This window comes from Novipirellula rosea (assembly GCF_039541335.1).
GTDB classification, from domain to species: Bacteria; Planctomycetota; Planctomycetia; order Pirellulales; family Pirellulaceae; genus Novipirellula; species Novipirellula rosea.
In genome coordinates this window covers 139,208-164,327 of record NZ_BAABGA010000049.1, presented here as the reverse complement: position 1 = coordinate 164,327, position 25,120 = coordinate 139,208, and the positions used below count along the sequence as shown (strand labels likewise).

Annotated in this window: 14 protein-coding genes, 1 tRNA gene and 1 pseudogene; 10 read left to right on the top strand and 6 right to left on the bottom strand. The window is 54.9% G+C overall.

What is annotated here, in order from left to right:
* Window positions 1-521: 521 nt before the first annotated feature.
* The 3 genes from ABD971_RS20205 (at window position 522) to ABD971_RS20195 (ending at window position 3,313) form a co-directional block, all read left to right on the top strand.
* On the top strand, window positions 522-1,340 hold the full coding sequence (locus ABD971_RS20205) for an MEDS domain-containing protein (protein WP_345325040.1): 819 nt from the start codon (window positions 522-524) through the stop codon (window positions 1,338-1,340).
* Window positions 1,341-1,445: 105 nt separating this feature from the next.
* A complete protein-coding gene (locus ABD971_RS20200; protein WP_345325038.1) occupies window positions 1,446-3,071 on the top strand; it encodes a hybrid sensor histidine kinase/response regulator in 1,626 nt (541 codons plus the stop codon).
* Window positions 3,068-3,313 (top strand): hypothetical protein, encoded by a 246-nt coding sequence (locus tag ABD971_RS20195; RefSeq protein ID WP_345325036.1) that lies wholly within the window; start codon window positions 3,068-3,070, stop codon window positions 3,311-3,313. Before ABD971_RS20200 ends, ABD971_RS20195 begins: the two co-directional genes overlap by 4 nt.
* Before the next feature lie 177 nt (window positions 3,314-3,490).
* Here ABD971_RS20195 and ABD971_RS20190 read toward each other — a convergent pair whose 3' ends face one another.
* Together ABD971_RS20190 and ABD971_RS20185 are read right to left on the bottom strand one after the other, a co-directional pair.
* Window positions 3,491-3,727 (bottom strand): hypothetical protein, encoded by a 237-nt coding sequence (locus ABD971_RS20190; protein ID WP_339943873.1) that lies wholly within the window; start codon window positions 3,725-3,727, stop codon window positions 3,491-3,493.
* 1,927 nt (window positions 3,728-5,654) lie between these two features.
* Window positions 5,655-5,727, bottom strand: a tRNA-Cys gene (locus tag ABD971_RS20185).
* 605 nt (window positions 5,728-6,332) lie between these two features.
* On the opposite strand from ABD971_RS20185, the pseudogene ABD971_RS20175 reads away from it, so the two are divergent.
* The 7 genes and pseudogenes from ABD971_RS20175 to ABD971_RS20145 all read left to right on the top strand — a co-directional run bounded on the left by ABD971_RS20175 (window position 6,333) and on the right by ABD971_RS20145 (window position 17,831).
* Window positions 6,333-7,055: pseudogene (locus tag ABD971_RS20175) on the top strand (right-handed parallel beta-helix repeat-containing protein).
* A 141-nt stretch (window positions 7,056-7,196) separates the two neighbouring features.
* A complete protein-coding gene (locus ABD971_RS20170; protein WP_345325030.1) occupies window positions 7,197-7,505 on the top strand; it encodes a hypothetical protein in 309 nt (102 codons plus the stop codon).
* A gap of 354 nt (window positions 7,506-7,859) precedes the next feature.
* Window positions 7,860-9,398, top strand: coding sequence for an efflux RND transporter periplasmic adaptor subunit (locus ABD971_RS20165; RefSeq protein ID WP_345325028.1), 1,539 nt, complete (start codon window positions 7,860-7,862; stop codon window positions 9,396-9,398).
* Window positions 9,395-12,613, top strand: coding sequence for an efflux RND transporter permease subunit (locus tag ABD971_RS20160; RefSeq protein WP_345325026.1), 3,219 nt, complete (start codon window positions 9,395-9,397; stop codon window positions 12,611-12,613). The genes ABD971_RS20165 and ABD971_RS20160 overlap by 4 nt, the downstream gene beginning before the upstream one ends.
* 593 nt (window positions 12,614-13,206) lie before the next feature.
* Window positions 13,207-14,772 (top strand): Do family serine endopeptidase, encoded by a 1,566-nt coding sequence (locus tag ABD971_RS20155; RefSeq protein ID WP_345325024.1) that lies wholly within the window; start codon window positions 13,207-13,209, stop codon window positions 14,770-14,772.
* Window positions 14,773-14,881: 109 nt separating this feature from the next.
* Window positions 14,882-16,246 (top strand): ATP-binding protein, encoded by a 1,365-nt coding sequence (locus ABD971_RS20150; protein ID WP_345325022.1) that lies wholly within the window; start codon window positions 14,882-14,884, stop codon window positions 16,244-16,246.
* A 214-nt stretch (window positions 16,247-16,460) separates the two neighbouring features.
* The gene (locus ABD971_RS20145) at window positions 16,461-17,831 is read left to right on the top strand and encodes a sigma-54-dependent transcriptional regulator (RefSeq protein ID WP_345325020.1); all 1,371 of its coding nucleotides are present in this window, start codon (window positions 16,461-16,463) and stop codon (window positions 17,829-17,831) included.
* Between the two features lie 104 nt (window positions 17,832-17,935).
* Here the strand turns inward: ABD971_RS20145 and ABD971_RS20140 are convergent, their stop codons facing one another.
* The 4 genes from ABD971_RS20140 to ABD971_RS20125 form a co-directional block, all read right to left on the bottom strand.
* Window positions 17,936-21,085 carry an efflux RND transporter permease subunit gene (locus ABD971_RS20140; RefSeq protein WP_345325018.1) on the bottom strand — a complete coding sequence of 1,050 codons (3,150 nt, stop codon included), beginning with the start codon at window positions 21,083-21,085 and terminating at the stop codon, window positions 17,936-17,938.
* 121 nt (window positions 21,086-21,206) lie between these two features.
* Window positions 21,207-22,517, bottom strand: a complete 1,311-nt coding sequence (locus ABD971_RS20135) for an efflux RND transporter periplasmic adaptor subunit (RefSeq protein ID WP_345325016.1) — start codon at window positions 22,515-22,517, stop codon at window positions 21,207-21,209.
* Between the two features lie 337 nt (window positions 22,518-22,854).
* Window positions 22,855-23,301 (bottom strand): hypothetical protein, encoded by a 447-nt coding sequence (locus ABD971_RS20130; RefSeq protein WP_339942050.1) that lies wholly within the window; start codon window positions 23,299-23,301, stop codon window positions 22,855-22,857.
* A gap of 199 nt (window positions 23,302-23,500) precedes the next feature.
* Window positions 23,501-24,904, bottom strand: coding sequence for a TolC family protein (locus ABD971_RS20125; protein WP_345325013.1), 1,404 nt, complete (start codon window positions 24,902-24,904; stop codon window positions 23,501-23,503).
* Between the last annotated feature and the right edge of the window lie 216 nt (window positions 24,905-25,120).

The window sequence follows — 25,120 nt, the reverse complement described above, 5'->3', positions numbered from 1 at the left end:
GTTGTCGACAGCAGCAATTGCCGTCGCGTTGCGACTCTGCATTTCGAGGTGCGTGTTGTTCCACGGACTCACGTCCGTGGTTACCGCATGTCGCCGCGTTGCGGCTTGCGGGACTGGCTGATGCGGTTAGCTTGATTGATCGCAGTACAGACTATCCATTTTCGCGGTCACTATTTTTCCTGCCTCCCCACTCCATCTTCCTGCCCAAACTCGGGGTGCATGGAGCGAGCATGCCGGCGCGGGGCGAGTCGGGTGCGACGTCGTGATTCCTCACGTTCAAGCCTAGGTCTGTTAGCTGTTGTCGCGTTGATTTTTTCACGGATTCGCGGCCGGGACTAACATCAACCATCATCGCATCACAGGAACGATCCTAACGATGTTCTGGCCCGAAGAAGAATGCAGGACGATGATTTGACGTTTGTCGCTGAGCGGGATTGCATCGTCGTTGCAGCAATCATCGCTGGATACGATGGAGTTAAAGGATGGAGCGTCCGCCGTGATGTGTCGCCGGAGCACATGCGATGCGGATGATGAATGGACAGCAAACAGATGCTCCGATCCTAGAATCTTGTCAGCCCTATTTCCGCTTTCGAAAAACGCTAGAATTGAAGGTCATAGTGTGCCAAAATGCATTCGGTGTTGAGGAAGTTCGCCGAATTCCAAAGGCCGGTGGCGATTTTCGTTTAACAGCGAAGGAGAAAATGATGGCAGCGACGATGGAACCAGTGAATCTAGCGGGATCTGTGCTAAATCGTTCCTACCATGTTTGTGCATTTTTCCACACGAAGGAAGAGCAGTATCGGGTGCTAATGCCGTATTTCAAGGAGGGGTTCGAAAGGGGCGACCGGGCTTTTCACATCGTAGACCCCAGCCGGCGTCTCGAACACCTGCGTCGGCTGGAGCAGGAGGGCATCGACGTGGCCAACGCCGAGTCCAAGGGACAACTGGAGGTTCGTTCTTGGGATCAGGCGCACGTCAAGAACGGCAGATTCGATCAAAAGCAAATGATCGAGACCCTTGTGGACATCTTCAGCCCAGCCAAGAGATCCCCCGGTCCACTGACACGAGGCTTCGCAAATATGGAGTGGGCGCTGGAGGATTTGCCCGGCGTTCACGACATTGTGGAGTACGAAACCCGACTGAATCACGCCCTGCCGGAATACCACGATCCCATCGTCTGCACTTACGACCTCTCACGCTTTAACGCCAGCATCGTGATGGACATTATGAGGACGCATCCAATGGTGATCATCGGTGGCATCCTGCAAGAGAACCCGTTCTACGTCCCACCCAACGAGATGCTCAAGGAACTGGCCGAGCGGAAGTCCGACAAGAATTAAAATGCCGCTGGGTAATGAGCAGGCTTTGTAAGACTGGAGTAGTTTGGAGGAATGCACGTCACCGGGAACGACCCAGAAGGGGAGAATCGCCGCTTAGCACGGACGATGAGGGATTTAGTCGCCCTTTCGACGCTGCCAGCCATTTGGAATGGCCAAAACCCCGAGGGGATCGCCCGAAGCTTAGCCGAGGTGCTGTTTGACACGTTGTTGGTGGACTTTGTTTACATCCGGTTACGAGGGCTGGTGGGCGAGGAAGTAATTGAAGTTGTCCGCACACGAATTGGTTCTGATCCTGACAACGTTGAAGCGGTGAAAGCTTCGCTCAAGTCAATCTTGAGTCTCGAGGGGGCAAACACGCCTGCAACGATTCCTGATCCATTTGGAGATGGAATTCTCCACCTTGCCATTACTCGGTTCGGGATCGCTGGTGATTTGGGGGTGCTCATTACCGGCTCTCAAAACAATGAGTATCCGACCGAACGTGACCGACTGTTACTAGGTGTGGGGGCAAACCAAACCACGATGGTCGTCCAGCGGTTAAGGGCCGAGGAGCGACTGCGCGAGCAAGGGGAGCGATTGCGAGAGTTGGCGGATCGGCTGTCCGAAGCCGACCGCCGCAAGGATGAGTTCTTGGCGACGCTGGCGCATGAACTTCGTAATCCGTTAGCTCCAATTCGCACTGGGCTAGAAGTGATGAAGTTGGCGAAGGACGACCCCGCCACGATCGAAGAAATTCGCTGCACGATGGAGCGGCAAACGAACCAGTTGGTAATGTTGGTTGACGATCTTCTCGACGTGTCACGCATTAGCAAAGGCAAGCTCGAACTTCGCAAGTGTCGCGTAAAACTTGCTGATGTGGTGCAGAGTGCGGTCGAAGCATCCCGCCCGTTCATCGTTGAGTTCAATCACGAACTGACAGTCGCCATACCCGAACAGCCGATCTTCTTGGATGCTGACCCAAACCGATTAGCGCAGGTGTTATCCAATCTGCTTAACAATAGCACCAAGTACACACCGGAAGGCGGACGCATTCGATTGTCCTCAGAGCAGCAGGGAAGCGACGTTGTTATTTCGGTTGAGGATAACGGCCTCGGCATCCCTTCGACGATGCTCGAGCGCATCTTCGAGATGTTCGCGCAGATCGACCGGCCGCATGAGAAAGGCTATACAGGACTAGGCATCGGACTTTCGCTCGTCAAGTCGTTGGTTGAAATGCACGCTGGGAGGATTGAAGTTTACAGTGAGGGGACTGGCAAAGGAAGCGTTTTCAGCGTGCGTCTGCCGATCTTACACGAGCCATCTGGTGAGGACTGTGCGCCGTCTCACTCCGACGGATCACCTCAAAAGACAACCAACAAGCGGAAAGTGCTTGTCGTCGATGACAACAAAGCAGCAGCAACCATGTTAAGCATGGTGGTTAGGATGCTCGGAAACGACGTTCGCAAGGCCCATGATGGAAAAGAGGGGATTGAAGTCGCCGAAGAGTTTATGCCGGACGTGATCCTGATGGACATTGGGATGCCGAAGATGAACGGCTACGACGCCGCGCGGCACATTCGCCGGCAACCTTGGAGCAATGGGATGATGCTGGTTGCGCTGACAGGGTGGGGGCAAGAGGAAGACAAAATCAAAACGAAGGATGCGGGGTTCGATCATCACTTGGTCAAACCCGCCGAGCCTGCCGCTATCCAGAACCTGCTCAATAACTTCACAAAAGAGAGAGCCCGATGACTTCAAATAAGGATGTTTCACCATCAATGAACAAAGAACGCCGAGAGCAACTTCGGCAACTCGAACACGACATGAAAACACATCTTGGCGTTGTGACGATGGGGCTGCAAGCTTTGGAAGGAGTTAGGGAAGACGCAAAGGAATTTAGCGAGATGTCGCAGACCATCGAAGAAGAAGGGGTGAAGCCATTGAAACGAATCGTCGCCGAAATCGTTGCCATTGCGTTGAACGAAAGTGAGTGACATGCCGCTTTAGTGAGCCGCTAGCCCCGAGCCTATAGTCATCATCGCGAAGCCACGCAGCAGTCACTTGACAAACAAAGTTGCTAAGAAAAACTTGCAATCGATATCAGTGAGCTTTTGGACGTGTGATCGCGAACGCAGCTTTTGCTTGTGCGGAGATGGCGTGTCATTACATCATCAAAGATGTCCGTCCTCGGTCGATGCCGAACCATTTGCGCTAACTTGCGGACTGGATCGTTTGCTGATTCGCTCGGCCTCATCTTCTTGGTAAAAGAAATAGGCTTTCCCTTTTTGCAGGCCGGCTATCTCTGGATCGCTCAGCAGTATCGCTCGGTTATCGTCCATCTTGCGGTATTTGCTTCCCATGTGGAAGAACGTGTCGCCGACATCGATGCTCGCAAAATCGTCATTCATCGCAATCTAAGATCTGTTAGGGTGTCACGGGTAGTCGTAATGCGATGAAGCAACCAGCATACCGGACGTTTTCAAGGCAGTAAAATTACTGGTGGTCATCACGAAAAGATCGCCAATAACTGCCGCATAATCGCTTCAATCACTCAGATCAGCATCCGAAATGCCAAGCCGGTTGCGAGCATGGAGCAACTTAGGTTTGTCAGCGTCCATCTGTGCCTGTCGGTCGTTGTCTTGCTCCGGCAACCTGTCGTCCGCTGAGTGGGAAATCGGAATTAGTAAATCGATCCACGGACTCACCTCCGTGGCTACAGCCAGTTGTCGCGTTGGGACTGGCTGGACAGGTTGGGGCGGATAGCTGCGACGGCCGCAATAAAAGCTATCCCGTTTCCCGGACTCTAATTTTCCTGCGCCTTCCCATTTTCCTGCCCAACCTCTGGTTGCACGGAGCGAACATGCCATCGCGAGGCGAGTTCGGTGCGACTGCGAGATGAGCTGCCCAGCATCCCGTCTTTAAAATCTTTCTGTCGCACCCATTTTCTGTCCTCACATGCGGTGTGAGCAAATGAGGCACGCTGGCACAAGCCGGTCTCGGTGTCCGTGGATGGGCACGGCGAGACGGGGCACTCCACAGGTCTCGTTCGGCGACCGTCGTTGTATTAAGTCGACAGAAAGATTGGTGCGACAGAAAAATGAGACTGCCATGGCGATTCGCAATTGGGTCCGAACGGCCAATTCTTCCCCATTTTCTAACCTCCCATTTTTTAACCTTTCGGTGTATTCCAACGGCGTGGCATGGGGTTGGCGACAGCAACACCTGCCGTCGCGTCGCGACTTTGCGTGCCGTGGTGCCTGTTGTTCCACGGACTCACGTCCGTGGCTACTACATTTCGTCGCGTTGCGACTGGCTGGACAGGTTGGATCGGATTGCTCCGATGACAGCAGCAAAAACAGCCAGTTTCCCGGACTCAAATTTTCCTGCCCAACCTCTGGTTGCACAGAGCGAACATGCCATCGCGAGGCGAGTTCGGTGCGACTGCGAGATAAGCTGCCCAGCATTCCGTCTTTAAAATCTTTCTGTCGCACCAATCTTTCTGTCCTCACATGCGGTGTGTGCAGTTTGGCCACGCTGGCACAAGCCGGTCTCGGTGTCTGTGGATGGGCACGGCGCGACGATACACTCCACAGAACTTGTTCGGCGACCGTAGTGATATTAAGTCGACAGAAAGATTGGTGCGACAGAAAAATGAGACTGCCGTGGCGATTCGCGGTTGGGTTTGAACGCTCGTGTCGTGCTCATTTTCTATCCCTTCATCTTTTAACCTTTTGCTGTCTCTCAGTTGCGCGACATCGAGTTGTCGACAATAGCACCTGCCGTCGCGTTGCGACTGGCAGATCAGGCTGATGCGGTTTGCTTGGGTTACTTCGCGATAGACTATCCAGTTTCCCGGACTCTAATTTTCCTGCCCAACCTCTGGTTGCACAGAGCGAACATGCCATCGCGAGGCGAGTTCGGTGCGACTGCGAGATAAGCTGCCCAGCAGCCCGTCTTTAAAATCTTTCTGTCGCACCAATCTTTCTGTCCTCACATGCGGTGTGAACAATTCGCCCATGCAGGCACAAGCCGGTCTCGGTGTCTGTGGATGAACGTAATGCGACGAGAACCGCCAGCGGATTGAGGGGGATCGGAGCATCGGAAACCAATTGCCGGCCCGGAGCCAACCATTCCGCGATCTCGCGATCGTACCGTGATGTCGATCAGACGGCAAAGACTGTTCACGACGCGGCGTGAGAGGGGGGATCTGCTAAGGTGCATCGTATTCGAGTCAACTGACTCTAATACGACCACGAGATTTCACCACACAACCGCCATCGGAAGGTCACGCAAAAGCGTGTTTCGGCTGTAAAGAAAATTGCATTTCAGCAAAAGAGGCGACGGTGGGATTCGAACCCACGAATAAAGGATTTGCAATCCTTCGCCTTAGCCACTTGGCCACGTCGCCTTGTTTGATTTGCCGCAAAGTTAGGAGATGTTTGCGGGTTAGTCAAGATCCTCTGACTGGAACAATCGGGATGTTGCAGTCGGTGATACGCATCCTATCGGTGTTTCTGCGTCGGAGCTTTAATGTCCCGCAAAAATAACTTTACTTTTTGACTGCCGACCTTGCTAGCCGTCTGCTATTACAGCCGCACGCTAATTGATCAGTGACCCCGTAAAAGACGCTGAAAAACCAGTTTTGGTTCGCGTGGCGGATGCGAAATGGCAGCTGTTTTCCAAGCCGCGGTGAGCTCCCGACGCTGAAAAATTTTCCGCCAAAATTTTTATACGATTTTGATAGCGGACTTTGATTTGAGAGCGCGAGTCAGGAAGCGAGAAAATTTTTGCCTGGAGCCGCCATCCCCTCGCTAGTGCGGTCTCTTTTTGGCTGGCGTGCGGTGTCGCGAAGGGTGATCGCCGTAAGCGGAAATCCAATCGCTTTTTCGTCGCTTATGAAACCTGCAACCACCGTCCCCTCGACGCTCGCCTTCGTTCAGTCGTGTTTTTGTCGCATCCGAACCGGCGGCCGTTTCATCTTCGCTGTTGTTCGGCTGTGGTTGGGAGGGCGCGATGGTGGCCGCGACGGTGGTTAGTGCCGGCGAGACGTTTTTCGTTGCGGTCGACGGCAGTGATGAAAACCGCGGCACCATCGACTCGCCGTTTGCTTCGATCCAACGAGCCCAGTTGGCGGTCGAGCCTGGCGATACCGTGTTCATTCGCGGCGGTACCTAATTGATCAGCGAGTCGCAGATCGCGCGGAAGCAGCGAATCGTTGCGCACGTGATCGATTTGAACAAGAGTGGTGCTGAGGGGAAGCCGATTCGTTACCAGGCGTACGGAAACGAGCAGGCCATTTTCGACTTTTCCAATGTCAAACCTGCCGGCCTGCGTGTTCACGCATTTTCCGTCAGTGGATCGGGGTTGCATTGGGTGGGATTGGAGGTGGTTGGTGTTCAGGTCACGATCAAGACGCATATGCAATCGATCTGTTTCGCCAACGACGGCAGCGACAATGTGTTCGAGCGATTGAGTATGCATGATGGACACGCGATCGGTATCTACTCTGTCCGCGGTTCTGTCAACTTGTTCCTGAACTGTGACGCTTACCGAAACTACGATCCGGTTTCCGAAAATGGCAAAGGGGGAAACGTCGATGGTTTCGGATGTCACCCGCGGAAAGGGGATCGCGGCAATGTATTCCGAGGTTGTCGAGCGTGGTTCATTAGTGACGATGGGTTTGATTGGATCATGGCGGCTGAGTCGGTGAGGTTTGAAGATTGTTGGGCGTTTTAGAACGGCTATTCTCCGGAGTTTAAAAGCCATCGCCGACAGCAACGGCTTTAAAGCGGGCGGTTACGGCTCGACGCCGCGATCACGTTTGCCCGATCCGATCCCTCGACATGTTATGATCACTTGCTGCGTAACAACTTGAGTGTGCGTAGTCGCGTTTTGGTCAAACAGCTGAGTTTCGAAACCAGCGATGTGGCGTTTAACTCGTTCGATATGGACGTGTCAGTAAGCGAGGATGACTTTGTCGCTACCGACTTTGCCGAGCCAGAGGAGCGTCAGCTGGCGGGGCCATGGCAATCCGATGGTGGACTGCCTTTGATTACGCTGCTGCGGTTGAGACCGGGCATTGGACTGGTTGACCGCGGAGTCGATGTGGGGCTGCCGTTTGCAGGGGCCGCGCCGGACCTCGGAGCGTTTGAGGTTCAGCCGAGCGGGAATTCTGGAAGTCGATAGAGTTATTTTCGGGGGGAGCGACGAAAAGTTTGGCACTCGGTGGCGAGAATTTTCGCACTACACAAGGGGAAGCGAGTTCGGCCGGGGAGAATACCGAAGGGGAGATGCTGACGCAGGGGACAGTTTTGGATGTATTTCGACGGCGGACACAGGCTGGAAGCCTATGCTACGTGGATGACGACAGGCTGGGAAGCCTATCCCACAATATCGGCTTTTGGCGGAACTTGCTGCGACCCTAGGGGTTTACTCGATCTTGTTTTCAATTCATTGCTGCGGATTCGCATTTTTTGAAGCAAAATATAACGCCACACGATATAGCGACATCTCGCATCCGACTCGATTTTGACTCGCCTCATGAATAGCCCCACTTCTGGTCCCCCGCGGACCCTCAAGCATCTCGTTCTGAATATCGTGGTTTCGATCATGATTTTGGGGGGCTGTTTGTTTGGCTACACCTTACTCGGGGAGCGTAAACGCCCGGCGCGTTCGAAACCGAACAAACCTGCAGCGACGGCGGTGACGACCGAAGCGCTGCAGCGGCACCAAGGCCCGCTTTCGATCGGCTCCAACGGCGTGGTGGTCCCCTTACGAGAAATTCGCCTCGCCACCGAGGTGGCAGGACGCGTGGTCGAGCAATCCGAGAATCTGCGCCCCGGTCGCGAGGTATCAAAAGGGGAGACACTGATTCGTTTGGACGCCATCGAATATGAGCTGGAAGTGCGGCGATTGGCGGCACAGAAAACGCAAGAGGACGCCGAGTTGGCTGCCGCGGACGTCGCAATCGAAAACACAGCACACCTGCTAAGATTGGCCGAAGAGCAAGTCCGACTCGCCAGCGCCGAACGGATTCGTGCGGATGCACTGGTCGCTCGCCAAGCCGCCTCGGTTGCCGAAGTCGATGTCGCGAAACGAGCCGAGTTGACTGCGAAATCGGCATTGGTCGAGTTGCAAAATCGCGAGCGAGAGCTGATCGCACAGCGAACTCTGATTTTAAGAAAACAAGCGTTGACCGAGGTGGCGTCAGAGCGGGCCAAACTCGATCTTTCTCGCACCACGGTGACTTCTCCTATCGACGGACGGGTGGTGCAAAGCGGAGTGGAAGAACAGTCGTTTATCGCCGCAGGGACCTCTTTCGTCACCATCGAAGACACTACCGCAATCGAAGTCCGATCGAATTTGACGGTTGACCAAATGTATTGGGTCTGGAATTCCGCTGCGATGGCGAACCAGTTCGATCAGGGGAATCATGGCGACCGAGTCCCGCCTGTGAGTGCAACGATTCAATACCGATTGGGAAAACGCGTCTACCAGTGGCAAGCGGTGTTGGCTCGCATTGATGGTGCGGGCATCGACTTGGACACTCGCACCTACCCTTGTTTGTTGCGTGTCGATTCGCCCGCCAACGTGGTCGCTGTCGAGACCGACAGCGCAGGGGATCGTAGCGACAATTCGTCGCTTCCGGGCAATGGCGTCGCGGACGGACCGAGACGTTTAATGCGTGGAATGTTTGTTTCGGTCACGTTGAACGTCCAGCCGACACGAACCCTCTACCGCGTCAACGAAGTGGCGATCCGTCCAGGAAATCGCATCTGGTTGGACGTCGATGGGAAGCTTCGTGTGGTGCCAGTCGAAGTGATAAGCCGGATGAATGATGCGGTCATTGTCGACGCGGATATCGATTCGGCACTGGCTATGTCGACCTTGCCAACGTCGACCATGCCAACGTCGACAGTGACAGCGGACCAGGTCGCGGTGATTATTTCGCCAGTTAGCGATCCGAAAGACGGGATGCCGGTCATGACCTCGGGGACAACGCCAAGGCAGGCGGGCCGTACGCCCGCGGGAATTGCCGACGATGCATCGGCCCTTGATTCAGAAAAGGCAGCTGGATGAAATCGATAATCGCTTGGTCGGTCAAAAATTGGCAGGCCATGAATGTCATCATGCTCGGCACGCTGCTACTAGGTGCGTGGAGTCTGTCGCAGTTGCGACGCGAGTTCTGGCCCGACTTTGAACTGTACGTCGTCAATATCTCGGTGGTCTATCCCGGTGCCAGTCCGGATGAAATCGAACAGGGCATTTTAGAAAAGATCGAAGAGGCGATTCGCACCGTCGATGGCATCGACGAAATGACCTCGTCGGCTCGCGAGGGGATCGGTAGCGTCACGCTGGAATTGGACAGCGACACGAAGCAGGCCGATGCGCAGCGAGTGTTGACCGAAGTCACTACGTTGATCGATCAAATCCCGAGCTTTCCTGAATTGGCGGAAAAGCCGGACGTTCGTCTGAACACCAACTTCACCACGGCAATTCGGGTGGCGGTGTTGGGGCCCAAGAATTCGGGGGCGGGCAATGGCAATAACGACGAAGCGGTGGCCGAGGCGGCCTTGGAATTGCGGCGAGTGGCTGAACGTGTTCGCAACGACTTGTTGGCGTTGCCGAGCGTCTCGGTCGCCGATTTAGTGGGTGCTCCCGACTATCAAATCGATATCGAGATCCCCGAGCACACGCTCCGCGAATACAATTTGTCGCTGAGTGAAGTCGCGGGCATTGTGCGAGCGAACAACGTCGAATTGCCAGGCGGTACGCTCAAAGGACGATCCCAAGAAATCTTGCTTCGCGGCAGCGACAAGAGTGAAATCGGGGACGAGATCGCATCGATTCCTTTGGTCAGCCAGAGCAGTGGTGTGGTGCTGACGGTCGGCGATTTGGGAATCGTGCGTGACGAATTTGCTGTCGATGCGACAATTAACGAGGTCAATGGTCGGCCGGCGGTGGTGGTGTCGGTCGAATCAACCAGCGCCGATGATTTGATCGCCGTCTCGGACGAGGTGCGTCAGTATGTCGATCATGAAAAAGGTCGGCTGCCAGACGGGTACAGCATGCTGCACATGCGTGACCGCAGCACGAGTGTGAAGAACCGCTTGAATTTGTTGGCGTCCAATGGCTGGATGGGACTGCTGCTCGTGTTCCTGGTGTTGGCCCTGTTTCTGGAGATGAGATTGGCGTGGTGGGTGGCACTCGGGATTCCGGTTTCATTGTTGGGCGCGTGTATCTACATGTTCCAAAGCGGCCAAACGCTCAATATGACATCGATGTTCGCGTTTTTGATCGCGTTGGGGATCGTGGTCGATGACGCGATTGTGGTGGGCGAGAATATTTATGCACATCGCGAACAAGGCAAGAGTTATCGGGATGCCGCAATCGACGGGGCTGCCGAAGTGATGCCTTCGGTGATCACTGCGATTCTAACCACGGTGATAGCGTTTGTTCCGATCATGTACCTCGAAGGCAATATCAAACGGCTGACAGTGGTGTTGCCGCTATGCGTCGGAGCGATGTTGTTCATCTCGATGGTCGAAAGCTTGACGATCCTGCCGGCACATTTGGCTCATCGACGCAGCCGGTTTCTCGATGTGTTGACATGGATCCTGTTCCCCTTTCGACCGGTCGCGTGGTTGTTACATCGCAGCAACCAAGGGCTGACGCGGTTTTTAAACTGGTTCATCGAGCGGATCTACACTCCGGTTTTGAATGTATCGCTACGAAATCCGGCGGTCGTGATGTCGGCCGCGGCGGGATTGTTGATTTTGTCGTTAGGAGTCGTTCGATCCGGAATGGTCCCATTCCTACTGCTGCCCAAAATCGATTTCGGATTCATCACCGTCCAAATCACCTACCCCGATGGCACCCCGGTCGCGATCACTGATGCCGCAACAAAACGGTTAGAGGCGGCGATTTGGCGAATCAACCAACGTTCGATCGACGAAGGCTTGACGACCGATCCGAACGGTTTTGTGCAAGCGGTGCAGCGATCCGTCGGTTCCTCGGGCGATGAGGTTGGCGCTGCTCCGGCCAGTCATATCGGAGGCATCTTTGTGCAGCTGAATGACATTGGGCAACGGACAGTGTCCAGCGCTGACATTGTCCGCATGTGGCGTGAAGACGCGGGACGTTTCCCTGGTGCGGAGGCGGTTGCGTATGGAGCAACGCCTCGTGGCCCCGCTTCGCTGCCCATCGAAATGCGATTGATGGCAACGGCCGAGAACATGGACCAAATGGATGCGGCGATCGCCCGCTGTAAAGCCAAACTTGCCGAATATCCGTACGTGTCGGACATCGCAACAGACACGCGGCAAGGCAAGTGGGAATACCGCATGAAGGTCCGTGACGACGCCAAGGCGATGGGAATCTCGTTAGCCGACGTTGCCGGTACGGTGCGTGCATCGTATTACGGCGAAGAGGTGATGCGGCTGCAACGGGGACGGCATGAAGTACCACTTCGCGTTCGTTATCCACGCGAAGACCGAAATACGTTGGTCAGCTTTAATGGGATCCGGATTCGTAACGGCGATGGAATCGAACGCCCCCTCAGCGAAGTTGCCGATGTGGAAGTCGCCCGAGGTTATTCAGAGATCCGCCGCGTCAATCAGATGCGGTCGATCGGCGTTGTGGCTGACGTGGACGAAACGCAAGGCAACGCGTTTAACGTGGTCGCAGATTTGCGAGCCAACTTCGTGCCCGAATTTGAAGCCGAATTTCCTGGAGTGCGATTAGAGTGGGCGGGCCAACAAGAACAGACCACCGAGACGGTCAACAGTTTGACCATCGGTTTTTTCGTGGTGGTCGGCGCGATGTTCTTGCTGCTGACGATCCAGTTCGGGTCGAGTTGGCAAGCCATCTTGATCCTATCGATCATTCCGTTTGGCTTTATCGGTGCCATTTTTGGGCATATCGTCATGGGCATCGAATTGACGCTGTTCAGCATCTTCGGCATTGTTGCGTTAGCAGGGGTGGTGGTGAATGATTCGATTGTCTTGGTCGACTTTATCAACCGCCGTGTCGAAGAGGGGTTACCTATCCGCGAGGCGATCGTCGACGGAGGCCGCCGCCGTTTTCGAGCCGTGTTGTTGACGTCCGTTACGACGGTCGCCGGAATGTTACCGATCCTGTTGGAACGTTCCAAGGAAGCCCAAGTGGTCTCGCCGATGGCAACCAGTTTGGCGTTTGGATTGACACTCAGCACGGTGTTGGTTTTGGTGTTGGCCCCGGTGATGTATCTAATCACCGCGCGTTTCTCGGGCGGTCAAGAAGTCGCGGTTGACTGAGTTGCCAGTCTCATTGTGTTCGTACATTAGTTGCGCAATTTTTCTGCCACCTCTCCACCAACTTCAGCAGTCACCTTCGTCGGTGGAGAGGCGACTGCAGTGTCTGCCGGAAGAAAAACTCACCCCCCAATATCCGATGGCAACCCCAAAGATTTAGCAGTCCAGTGGTAGCCGCGGGCCTCGCGTTGCGAAAGTTCTACAGAGCGGCGGCTCGACTCTAGTGAGTTCGGCTCACTACATGCGAAACTCGCGAAAAGTTTCGGACCCGCCAATGCCGCCCGAAAGTCTCTGCAACTTTCGCTACGGATAAATTTTCTTTGGGGCATTCTGCCCCGCTGCGGACTTGTGTCCCTTGAATCTATCACGAGGACATTTGCTAAGTCCGTTTAAAATCACGTGTTTTACGCAGTAGTTGCGATTAAATGCGGCTGTTTTCGCTGACGGCATGGCACGTGCTTTTATTGGGATCGCCAGCGGGTTGTCGTTTGTGAACGAACCTCGGCCGTTTCGAGCTGCCTGACTCTTTCCGCAATGATGCGGGGGCTCGCGACATCACTCAAGATTGATCTCACCCTTCGCTAAAGGATTACATTATGAATCGTCCTCTTTCAAAACGTTCCAAATTGCGTGCTGCATTATTGGCCGCTCCGCTGACCGTGGCTGCGACGGGGGCGTTGATCGCCGCTGCACCGGCGACGCACGTCAAAACCGAAACGTCGGTTGCCACCGCCCCGGTGCTACGAAGTGAATCGATCGGCGTCGCGAATGCGTTGAGCGATGCGTTTCGTGATGTCGCGACTCACGTTCTGCCCTCGGTCGTCGCCATCGAAAATCGTCCCGACACGTCATGGCAATCGGCCAAACAGCCTGTGCCCGATCGTGGACAATCGCTTGGTCAAGAGAATCCCTTCAAGGGAACTCCGTTTGAAGACATGTTTCGAAATCAAGAGTTCGGCCAACGCGGAGGACAAACCCCTGGTCCGATGACGCCGCGGCAATCGCCTCGATCGCAAGGCGGCATTGGCTCGGGCGTGATCATTGACTCAGCCGGGATTGTATTGACGAATAACCATGTCGTCGAAGGTGGCGGGACGGTGATCATCAAAACGCAAGACGGTCGTGAGTTTGTTGCGACGGAGGTGTTGACCGATCCGCAAACCGATATCGCGGTGGTGAAATTCGAAGGAGACTCGAGCTTGGTGGCTGCCAAGATTGGTGACAGCGAGGCGATGGAGGTAGGCGATTGGGTTGTCGCACTTGGCCAACCCTTTGGACTGGAAAGCACCGTCACCGCCGGGATCGTAAGTGCCAAGAATCGGGGCATCGGGATCACCGATCGTGAAAACTTCATTCAAACTGACGCCGCGATCAACCCAGGAAACAGTGGTGGACCGCTGGTGAATCTGCGTGGTGAAGTGATCGGGATTAATACAGCGATTTCCTCTCGCGGAGGCGGCAACAATGGCGTCGGATTTGCCGTCCCATCGAACCTCGCCCACTGGGTCAGCGATCAATTGGTCAGCCATGGACAAGTCAAACGGTCTTATTTGGGGGTCAGCATCCAGCCGGTGAATTACGAATTGAGCACCCAGCTTGGCGTGGCTCCGAAAAGCGGTGTGGTCGTGACAAATGTGTTCCCGAAAACACCTGCGGCGAAGTCGGGACTGAAAACCGGCGACGTGATTGTCAACTTTGATGGGATCCATGTCACCACGCCTCAGCAATTGCAGTTGGCGGTCGAACGATCTCCGATCGGCGAAACATTGACCGTGGACGTGGTGCGTGATGGCAAGTCGATCGAATTGTCGTACGAAGCCGAAGTTGCCCCCAATCAGTTCGGGGCGAGCACGAAGTCGGCCGAAAAGAGCGACGGTGTGAAGATGCAGTCGCTTGGGCTGGAGATCAGCGAGTTGTCTGCCGATGTGGCTGAGCAATTAGGAATGGATTCGCAAAAAGGTGTCGTTGTCACTCGGGTCCAGGAAGGCAGTGCCGCGGCAGATTCGGGATTGGAACCTGGAATGGTGATTGTCCAAGTGAATCGTCACGATGTCGCAAACGCTAATGAGTTCGAGAAACGCGTTGCCGAAGACACCGACGGCTCGGTGCTGTTGTTGGTTCGAAGCGAGCAGGGTTCGCGATTTGTGGTGGTTCGGAATTAAGGATCAGCGGAATATCACAGGCTAGAAGCCTATGCTACGGCTACTGACTGCGGCCAACGTCTGACTTACAATCGACGTTGGTCGCGTTTGTCTTTGGGAAGCATTTTTTATGAAACTTGCAGCGAAATTGATCCTGATCTTTTTGGTAGGAGTTTTTGCGGTTGTTTCGTTGTTCGCCTGGCAAACGGTTCAGCGTCAACACGCATGGCAGCGGCAGCAGCGTGAAGCTCACGCCCACGAGTTGGTCGAAACAATGCAGTCCGCAATCGACTCGGTCGCGGGCAGCAATTCACGCGTTACGTTTCGGCAAGCGGTTGAAGTGACGATGGAACAACGGGGCGGACCACGGATGCGGTGGATCGATGGGCAAGAGGTTCCGTCAGCCGAGCAGCAAACGGTTGCGAGATCGATGTCCAGTGTTTCGGTCACCGACGCCAATGGAACTCGCACCGCTTATTCGTACGTTCCGCTAAACGTCGATGGCAAGAAAATGGGCACCGTCGAGGTGTCTCAGCCAATTTCAGAACAGGATTCCTTTGTTCGCGATTCCGTGTATGCGTCGCTGCTGTCGTTACTGGGGGTTGCTGGATTGTCGGCGCTGGTGATTTATTGGGGCGGCGTTCAGTTGGTCGGCAAACCACTGGATAAACTGATTGAACAGGTCAACCAGATTGGCGAAGGCAAACTTGATCAACCGCCAGCACTGACATGCCACGATGAACTGGGACGACTTGCTGCCGCGATTAGCCAGATGAGTCACCGGCTAAGTGCGCAGCGGGATACCATCCGGCATACGGACCGATTGGGGACGATTGGCACGCTTGCGGCCGGGGTGGCACATGAACTGGGGACACCTCTAAATGTGGTGTCGGGACGTGCGGGATTAATCGCCAGCGGTAAGTTGTCGCCCGAGGAAGTGGTATCAAGTGCGCAGACGATCAAGAGCGAATCGGAACGGATGACCACGATCATCCGCCAATTGCTCGATTTTGCTCGACAAACCCCGTCGCCACATGGCGTGATCGAACTGCGTGAGATTGTCTCGCGGACTTGCGATCTGATGCGTCCCTTGGTCCGCAAATCGGAAGCCGAGTTGGTGTTCGAGTCGACCGACACGCTGATGGAAATCGATGGAGATGCGGCGCAAGTCCAACAAGTGTTGACAAATTTGATCAGTAACGCGATCGCTGCGATGCCGAACGGCGGTACGGTGACTGTGTCACTCGGCAGCGACGAGGATACCGACCGCGTGTGGGTCGATGTGCGAGACACCGGCGTGGGCATTCGAGCCGAAAATTTGAACCAAGTGTTCGAGCCTTTTTATACGACCAAAGACGTTGGCGAAGGGACGGGGCTTGGGTTGTCGATTGCCTATGGTATCGTGCGTGAACATGGTGGCGACATCACGGTGGACAGCAAACAAGGCCAAGGAACCACGTTTCGCGTGTGTTTTCCGCGTCACACGAACCGGTAGCGGAAGTCGTCGAGACTTTCGACCACACACTTTCAGGGCCGGAATTCTTGACGAATTTCGCTACGACGGGATCGGCAATGATCGCTCCATATCGGTTTTAGGATAGGTTCTATATCGACACGCCGTTAAAAATCCCGAATGAACGATCTTTGGCAAGATCCACTACGAGGCTTGGTGAACATGACGTTTAGTTACTCAAACTAAGTATGGAATGATGACAAATCCCAGCGATTCGACTCGCGTCCTGATCGTGGATGACGAGCGTAATATGTGCGAGCTGATTCAAACCGATCTGCGTCTTCGTGGGATACAGAGTGATTGGTTTACATCGGCAGGCGAAGCGATCGAGGCGATTCATCAACGTGATTACGACGTGGTATTGACGGATGTTCGCATGCCTGGAACCACAGGTCTGCAGTTGTGCGAACAACTGACTCAGCTTCGTCCGGACATCCCCGTGATCGTGATGACCGCGTTTGGAACGCTCGAAACAGCGATCGCGGCAATGCGCAGCGGAGCTTACGACTTTATCACCAAACCGATCGAAATGGACTTGTTGTCACTTTCGATCAAACGCGCAATCGAACATCGACGGTTATCGGAACAAGTTCGTTTACTCGAGTCCTCGCAAAACCAGGCGACTTCGTTTGGCGAAGTGCTTGGGCAAAGCCCCGCGATGCAATCGTTGTACGATCATTTGCATCAGGTCGCCAGTTCCGATGCGGCGGTATTGATCACGGGCGAGAGTGGTACTGGTAAAGAATTGGTGGCCCGATCGATCCACGCGAATAGTCGCCGATCGAACAAGCCGTTTGTCGCGGTGAATTGCGCGGCACTGACCGAAACGTTGCTGGAAAGTGAGTTGTTCGGGCATGTCAAGGGAGCGTTTACGGATGCTCGCGGCGAACGACGCGGATTATTTTTGGAAGCTGATGGCGGGACGTTGCTGCTTGACGAGATGGGCGAGATGCCAATGACCATGCAGGTCAAACTATTGCGAGCACTGGAAGAACGCAAAGTGCGACCGGTTGGAAGCGACAAAGAGATGTCGTTTGACGTGCGGGTGTTGACCGCAACAAATCGGGACCTGGAAACGGCGGTGGATGAAGGACGTTTTCGCGAAGATCTGTTTTACCGAATCAATGTGATTGGAATCGAATTGCCACCACTGCGTTCGCGCGGTGCCGACATCCTGCGATTGGCCGAGCATTTTCGCCAGCGATTCGCCAACAGCGAGAACAAACCGGTCGATGGGTTGGCCGAGGGGGTCGCCGAAAAATTGCTCAGCTATTCGTGGCCTGGCAACGTGCGTGAACTGCGAAACGTGATGGAGCGAGCGATCGCGTTGACGCGTTACGATAAAGTGACCGTCGAAGATCTGCCCGAGAAGATCCGGAATTTCAAAGGCGGCACTTTGATTTTTGGTGGTTTTGATCCTGCGGAATTGGTTTCGATGGAAGAGATTCAGCGGCGGTACATCAACCATGTCATGGACGCCGTCGGAGGCAACCAGACTCAGGCGGCTCGGATCCTGGGGCTGGACCGTAAAACGATCTACCGCAAACTGAAACAGGAAGCGGATTGAGAAAGGCGTGGACGATTTTGTTAGTGGTGCGGTGAAAAAGTTTGCGAGACCGAAAAAACACTACAACTTCATACGATTGAACAGCGCGGACTCGCGTCCAACCTCTATGCGTCAATCGTCACTGTACGCGGCCGCGGGGCAAACAATCCGTACATCACTGGCAACACCAGCAAATTGACGAGCGTGGCACCCACCAACCCAGTCAAAATCACCAGCGCCATCGGATGCTCAATCTCTTGGCCTGGCAGTTCGCCGGTGATGACCAGCGGCAATAACGCCAGCCCCGTGGTCAACGCTGTCATCAAAATTGGTGACAATCGTTCTTCGGCGCCTCGCATGATCAGTTCGCGGTGTGTGATGTCGGGTTCCTCCGCAGCTAGGTGACGGTAGTGACTGATCAACATGATCGCATTGCGTGCGGCGATTCCCAGAACAGTGACAAAGCCTACCAGTGAACCGAGCGAGATGATGCCGCCGCTGATGACGACGCCCAACAATCCGCTGGCGAGTGCGAGTGGTAACGCGAGCAAGATCAGCAAGACAAGTCGCCAACTTTCAAAGTCGATGTACAAAATCACGGTGATCGCCAAGATCGAACCGAGCGAAAGCAACAGCAAGCGTTGTCGCGATGCTTTGGCTTCGGCGTATTCGCCCAAAAATTCAGGGTGGTAACCCGTTTTGAACGACACCCCTTCTCGCACCGCTGCTTCGATGTCGGTTGCCACGGATGCCAAGTCACGCCCCTCGACATTACATGTGACGTCCAATCGCCGCGAGGCTCCTTCGCGTTTGATTTCGTTGGGGGCGGGGACAATCGTGACACTCGCTAGACTTTTCAATGGTATCTGGGCTCCCGACGGCGTGTCGATCATCATGTTGCCGAGTGTCGCCCAATCGGTAAGCAAATTATCGTTGCCGCGAACCACGACTGGAAAGATCGCTTGGTCGCGATACATCTCACCGACTTGCGTGCCGTTGACCAGCGTGTTGACACTTTGCATTAACATGCCTGGCGTCAGACCGAATTCCGAAGCGGCGTCGACTCGCAAATCGATGGCGATTTGAGGCACTAAGACTTGCGGTTCAATCTTCAGTGTTGTGACTCCCGCGATCGGCTTGATCAGTGCTTCGATCTCCGCCGCGGTGGAACGCAACTGATCCAGATCGGGACCATAGACTCGCACGACGATCGAAGCACTGGTGCCAGTGAGCACCTCCTTGATCCTTTCGGTCAAATACGTCAACAAGTCACGATACAGCCCTGGGTATCCGTCGACGATCGCTTGCACCTTGTTGACAGTGGTGTCGTAGTCTTTGTCGTCATCAATGCTGATCCAAAGTTCAGTAAAGTTGGGGCCGACCACTTCATCGGCCACCGTGGCTCGGCCAATGTGAGATCCAAAATTGCGAACTCCGTCAACGCCCATCAACTCTTCGCTCGCTCGCAATGTAATCCGATCCATCGCATCGATCCCGATGCCAGGTTTTTCGACCCAGTGCATCAGGAAATCGGTCTCGCGAAACTTCGGCATCAATTGCTCACCCAGTCCCGGGATGATCGAAACAAGGGCAAGGAAGATTAACGCGGCAACCGCGAGCGTCCCCCACTTCAAGCGAACCGTGATCCCCAAAGTTGTGCGGTACAGCGATTTGAACAATCGAACCAGCGGACCGTCGACCGAGCGCCGCTGAGCCGATTTAGGCAGCAAGATCAGCGACATTGCTGGCGTGACTGTGAGTGCAACCAACAACGATGCCAAGATCGCGAGGATATAGGCAGCGGCGAGCGGGCGGAAAAACGCTCCCGCCAGTCCCGTTAAAAAGAAAACGGGAAGAAACGCCAAAACAACGATCACGGTTGCGTACACGACCGCGCTGCGGACTTCCATCGAAGCGTCGAAGACCACTTCAAAGGTCGAGCGAGGTTTATCCAGCAACGCGTTCAGTCGCAATCGACGCATGATGTTCTCAACGTCGATGATCGCATCGTCAACGACTTCGCCTAACGCGATCACCAATCCAGCCAGCACCATCGTATTGACGGTGCCGCCACGCCAATACAGCACCATCACGGCGGCTAGCAGCGACAGCGGGATCGCCGTGGCACTGATGATCGCGCATCGCCAGTCAAATAGAAACAACAACAGCACGATGACGACCAGCACACATCCGACCAGCATCGAATGGCCGAGGTTAGCCAATGCTCGTTCAATAAACGTCGCCGGGCGAAAGATCGTCGTGTCGTATTCCACTTTGCCCATCGCAGGTTTTAGCTCTGCCATCGCTTTTTCGACGTTCTTGGTCACGTCCAGCGTGTTGGCCCAAGGCTGCTTTTCGACAATCAATAACAAGCCTGCGCGGCTGTTGATGATCGCGTTGCCGATCGGAGGCGCGTAGTCATAACTTACTTCGGCAACATCCTTGATCCGCAGTGGGGTCGTCGGCAACGCCGTAACCCGAGTCGGCGTGGGAGAAGTCGTTGCGGGGGCAGCGGGCGATGTCGCGGTACGAAATCCGATCACGATTTCACCGAGTTGCTCGGGTGTATAGACGGCCGGAACGTGACGCAGCGCCAGTCGTTGGTTAGCGGTGTCGACGAAACCGCCGGCGCCCACTGCGGTGGCATCGCGAACCGTCTGTAACACGGCATCAAGTGTGATTCCGCTGGCCCGCAGTCGGTCCGGTTCGACAATGACTTGCAATTGCGGTTCTTTCTCGCCCCACACCGCGATGTTTGCCACCCCGGCGATCGACATCAACCGTGGCCGGATGGTCCATCGCGTCAGCACGGTCATATCCATTTGCGACTGCGTATCGGACCACAACCCGATCTTCAAGCAGCGGCTAAGCGACGAGAGTGGCGGCAAGATGACCGGCGGCTTGGCCACCATTGGCAGTTGCTGTGAAACCAGAGCGAGTCGCTCTTGAACCAATTGACGGGCAATCAATAGGTCGGTCCCTGACTCGAAGATCAGCCGGACGCTCGATAGACCCAACACTGATTTGGAGCGGACGGTTTGCACAAACGGGATGCCGTTAACCGAGTTTTCGATCGGGACGGTGATTAGGCTCTCGACATCCTCGGTGGCAATCCCGGGAGCTTCGGTTTGAATTTCGACCAGCGGAGGTGCGAATTCGGGAAACACGTCCAGCGGCACCGAGTCGGATGTGCGGACGCCGACGACGATCAATGCAATCGCCAACACAATGATTAGTAAACGGAATTGCAGCGAGGTTCGAATGAGCCAATTCATACTGCCGCCCCCATTACCCAGCAAAGCGGGGCGGCAGCGTGCTGTTGCACTCTCTGCTGGGGATTCAATGCGTTGTCTGACCTTGGTTGCGGTAGCGAGCCAGCGTTGCGTCGTTGGATGCTCATTTGCCCGCTCCGAATTCGGTACCGAACAATTCCGCAGCACCATCGACGACGACGGGAGTACCAACCGCAGGCCCTTTGGCCAAAATTGCCTCATCCGCTGCGACAAACTGAACCGCCACGCGATGACGCGTGTATTGCCGCTGGCCCGTTTCTACATAAACCCAGGCGTTTCCATAGATGTCATAGATGAGCGACGCCGCCGGGACGATCCGCGATGTTTGGGTCTTCGACATCGGCAACTCAACACCAATTCGTTGTCCAGGACGCAGCCCGATTTGTCGGTTATCGACTTCGTAATACACGTCGGCCGAGGACGAAAGAGCGTCGGCCGTGGGCGGCGCCGCAATCGGTTTGGCAACGATCGGTTCGCGTAGCGGGTCACCGGACAGTGACACGAGTTGAGCGTTTTGCTCGGATTGGATATCCCTGAGTAGATCGACGTAAACCGAAACACGAATCCAAATCGTATCGAGGTTCACGATCTCGAATAGCACGGCACCGGCGGTCACGGTTTGTGCTTCACTGACGTCGATGCGGTTGACCAAGCCGGAAATCGGAGTGGTAACGGACATCGCAGTCGCAGCCGCCTCTGGTGACTTAAATTCGAGCGACTTTTGCAAATCAATCAGCTGTGTGTTTCGATCTTTCGCGGCTTTGAGCGTGGAGGTCGCGATATTTAATTGAGCTTCCGCATCGTCGACAGCTCGGCGGGAACCGGCGCGATCCGCAAACAATTGTTGCGCTCGATCCAACGCAATTTGCGCCCCGTTCACTTCCGCTTGGCTACGGTCCACATCCCCTGCGGCAATGGTTTGTGCCGCCATCAGATTGGCTTGGGCGCTAATCAATTGAACTTGCTCGGCGGGCGTCGGCACATCACGTTCGGCCGACAACAATGGTTTCAGCGATAACAGAGGTTGCCCAAGTTCGACTTTACTGCCGGGGAAGGGAAGCGGTTTGCCGTCTGCCCCCGAAACCGTGCCAGCCAGAGGGGCCGAGACAATGATGCTCTTTCCCGATGGCACGACGGCTTGTCCGCCCAGTGTCCGACGCTGAGTGATCTCACGTTCGGTCACCGCCGATGTCGTGATCCCCAATCGACGATCCGCGTCTGCAGTCAGTGTAATCGTGGCGAGATCGGTTTCGACAGGCAGCTTTTCAATCTTCGCTGGTTTTTCTGCGTCGGATTTTGTCGCAGCCTTTTTTTCGCCCGCTGCTTGGTGGCAACCTGAACTCACCAGGCTTACAGTCAACAGCAGCGTCGCGACGTACGCTGGGGGAAGGTGGGGATAGCCGAAGCGAAACATGAAGCAAATCTGCCATTGGAAAAACGCGGCTGACTTTGTTCCGATGCGCTCACCGCTACACGCTACTAACAGCTTAGTTATTGGATGCGGTTGTGATAGGGACCAAGCGTCTTAATGAAGGATTCTTCAAAAATGAAATGGCGGTTCCCATGGAGTTGCTGACAGAAGTGACCTAACGCAAGGTGCTCTGCAAAAGTAGCACCTTACCAGCAACGCCTGGGGTCGAGATCGTGCAACGTTTTTCACCCTACCTCGGCAGGGTGACATGTGTCACACGATCGTAATCCCGACTAGCGAATGTTGGACAGGCACGGCGCAGTATTCATTTTCGACCTGCTCAGCTAAACGAATTTTTGACGTCGGCTTGAAACAGCAGAATCAGACACCAGATTCCAAACGGGATGCCCAAGATGAAACAGGGGCCGCAAACCGGAACCAGCGCCAGAAACGCCCCCGCCATGGCAAGCGGATAAGCTTTTCGCTTGAGCATCATGATGCTGCCCAATAGGACGACAAGATTGATGATCGGCAACAAAATGATCGCCGCATAGAAACCAAATTTTTGGGCAGCGACATTGCCCTGATTGGCCAAATTTGGCGGCAGGCCGGTCGTCATTGAATAAATGAAATTGACCACGCCGTACAACAACCAAATACTCGACAAGATGATCAAGATGATCGCTGGGATCTTTAGCGGATGCGAAGCAGGTGGCGGCGGCTGAAATCCACCTTGACCCGGAGTTTGATAAGGCCCCTGATTTGAAGCAGGAAATTGACTCGACATGATGGGCGTTCCTGGGGTGAATACGATCGCGTCGACAACCCCTGGGCCGAACTCGCATCATCGGTTGAGTTAAGTCGTTGTCGAAGCCGAAAGAGGAATGAACGTTATCAATGTAACGGATGTCAACGACCCCGGGGGGCACGGCATCCCTGCTCGTCCTGATTTCACTGTTTCCAGTCGTCTCACTCAGCCGGACTCACTACCGTGTCGATTCGTCAAATTCAATTGACGTGGCTTCGATCAACTCGGCAACGTCAACCACGCCGGCCTCTAAATGGCACCCCACCGCACGCTCAAGCTCCGCCAAGGCACGCCCGTAGGCAGCTTTCTGGTCCAAGATTCGGGCTTTGGTATCGAGGTATTGCGTGGTCGTTTGTAGCACTAACAGGTACTCGGTGCCGCCGCCCGCAAAACCCTTTCTGGCGATTTCCAAAGCCTCGATCAAAGCCGGTGCGACCTGTTGTTCTAAAACCGTCAGATTGTCGTTGGCTTGCTGCAGTTGTCGTGCGGCGGTACGAACATCCGCAACGATCTGGTCGTGAATCGCGTCGCGAGCATGTTGTGCTGCGTTGACTTCCCAATCGGCGCGGATGATTCCGCCTTGATTGCGATTGAAGATAGGAATGTCGGCTCGCAATCCACCGCCGGTGTGGGTGTAACCAGGTCCGTCGCGTACATCCAGCACTCCGTCGACTCGCAAAAACAACCACCGCGCGAGTCGGGATCGCTGAGATGCCGCTGCAATCGTCCAGTTTGCCGATTGATAATCAGGTCGACACGCCAAGGCTTGCGCAATCAAACTCGTTTCATCCACGATCGGAACATTAGCCACGTCCATTGGCAGCGGCATCAACGGGACGTCCAATGAAGTGAGCCCGATGAGGGTCGCCAATCGTGCTTCGGCAATCGCAACGGTTTGCCGCTGGACAGCCGACGTTGCTGTGGCATTGAGTTGATCGACACGGGCCGCAATCGTTTCAAGTTCGCTGATGTCACCATCGTCGAACCGCTTGTCCGTCAATTCAGCAATACTCTCTCGAATTTCCAAGGCTTCTAGCGCCAGCGCCGCCTGTTCGTTGGCTACGGCCAAATCGGTATAAGCCACGCGAACGTCACGAGCCAGATCCAAACCATTTTGCACCAATTGGTCGCCAATCCGCCGGTAATCTCGGTTGGCCACTTTCACTCGCATCGGACGCATCAGGTACGATTCGATCGGAGCATACAGCGTGTACTGCCCTTCCTTGGCACCGGTGGGAAAGTACGCCAGCAGCGAGGGGTTTGCCAGCAAACTTGCTTGGACTGCATCGCCGTGGGCCATCCCTAACTGAGCCAAAGTGGCTTGAAAGGCCGAGTTGTTGGCAAGCGCCGTCTGCACCGCCTCGTCTTCGCTCAGCCCGTCTTCGAGGATCACGTTGGCGGGAATGACTTCATGTGTCGGTTTGACACCTTGCGGGCCTCCCCCCGTTCGCCAGTTCAGCTCGCGAGAAACCAAATCGGAATCACAACACGGCTGAGGCGACTTGCACCCAACTGGCATGACGCTGACGATCAATACGGCAAGGACAGACAGGTTTGATTGCCACTCGAATCGGATTGCCATCCTTGGCTTCCTTCGATTTTCGGGCGTGACGTTGTCATGTCACGTCGCAGGACGATTGATACACAGTCATTCGGTTGCTGGAACGCAACCGACACGTTCATGTTATTCAGATCGACTCTCCCCTACGGTGTATTTAGTACGACCCACTCGCCGTGCTTCGATCGCGATAACCGGATTCACCCAACCCACCCGCGAAAACCTTCCTTTGCTATCATT

Bases quoted from the DNA above. Each gene is read 5' to 3' on its own strand.
- ABD971_RS20130 (WP_339942050.1), bottom strand. From the start codon at position 23,301: ATGTCGAGTCAATTTCCTGCTTCAAATCAGGGGCCTTATCAAACTCCG.
- ABD971_RS20155 (WP_345325024.1), top strand. From the start codon at position 13,207: ATGAATCGTCCTCTTTCAAAACGTTCCAAATTGCGTGCTGCATTATTG.
- ABD971_RS20150 (WP_345325022.1), top strand. From the start codon at position 14,882: ATGAAACTTGCAGCGAAATTGATCCTGATCTTTTTGGTAGGAGTTTTT.
- ABD971_RS20140 (WP_345325018.1), bottom strand. From the start codon at position 21,085: ATGAATTGGCTCATTCGAACCTCGCTGCAATTCCGTTTACTAATCATT.
- ABD971_RS20145 (WP_345325020.1), top strand. From the start codon at position 16,461: ATGACAAATCCCAGCGATTCGACTCGCGTCCTGATCGTGGATGACGAG.
- ABD971_RS20165 (WP_345325028.1), top strand. From the start codon at position 7,860: ATGAATAGCCCCACTTCTGGTCCCCCGCGGACCCTCAAGCATCTCGTT.
- ABD971_RS20205 (WP_345325040.1), top strand. From the start codon at position 522: ATGCGGATGATGAATGGACAGCAAACAGATGCTCCGATCCTAGAATCT.
- ABD971_RS20190 (WP_339943873.1), bottom strand. From the start codon at position 3,727: ATGAATGACGATTTTGCGAGCATCGATGTCGGCGACACGTTCTTCCAC.
- ABD971_RS20135 (WP_345325016.1), bottom strand. From the start codon at position 22,517: ATGTTTCGCTTCGGCTATCCCCACCTTCCCCCAGCGTACGTCGCGACG.
- ABD971_RS20160 (WP_345325026.1), top strand. From the start codon at position 9,395: ATGAAATCGATAATCGCTTGGTCGGTCAAAAATTGGCAGGCCATGAAT.
- ABD971_RS20200 (WP_345325038.1), top strand. From the start codon at position 1,446: ATGAGGGATTTAGTCGCCCTTTCGACGCTGCCAGCCATTTGGAATGGC.
- ABD971_RS20125 (WP_345325013.1), bottom strand. From the start codon at position 24,904: ATGGCAATCCGATTCGAGTGGCAATCAAACCTGTCTGTCCTTGCCGTA.
- ABD971_RS20195 (WP_345325036.1), top strand. From the start codon at position 3,068: ATGACTTCAAATAAGGATGTTTCACCATCAATGAACAAAGAACGCCGA.